A 478-nucleotide genomic window follows, 5' to 3' on the forward strand; every position below is an offset into this window, starting at 1 on the left:
GTTATGGAATTATTAACCATACATTTGAAGAATTTAGACCACGAGTTAAAGCTCAAATCGGTGGTAGACGTAATGGTGCGTTGATTTCTATGGACCAAGGTCAAGCAACTTCCTATGCGATTATTAACTTAGAAGATCGTGGTGTTAACTTTATGGAACCAGGTACTGAAGTATATGAAGGTATGATTGTTGGTGAACATAACCGTGAAAACGATTTAACAGTAAATATTACTAAAGCAAAGCATCAAACAAACGTACGTTCAGCTACTAAAGATCAAACGCAAACGATGAATCGTCCTAGAATTTTAACGTTAGAAGAAGCGTTACAATTTATTAATGATGATGAATTGGTGGAAGTAACTCCTGAAAGTATTCGCTTAAGAAAGAAAATACTTAATAAATCTGCTCGTGAAAAAGAAGCTAAAAGAGTTAAACAATTAATGCAAGACGAACAATAATTTAGTTATATAACAAATGG

Annotated in this window: 1 pseudogene; it reads left to right on the forward strand. The window is 33.3% G+C overall.

From position 1 onward, the window contains the following. Nucleotides 1-458: pseudogene (locus KTJ72_RS07015) on the forward strand (hypothetical protein); the annotation flags it as partial. Nucleotides 459-478 lie beyond the last annotated feature (20 nt).

Origin of the sequence: Apilactobacillus waqarii, assembly GCF_019061205.1 — a bacterium.
Classification (GTDB): domain Bacteria; phylum Bacillota; class Bacilli; order Lactobacillales; family Lactobacillaceae; genus Apilactobacillus; species Apilactobacillus waqarii.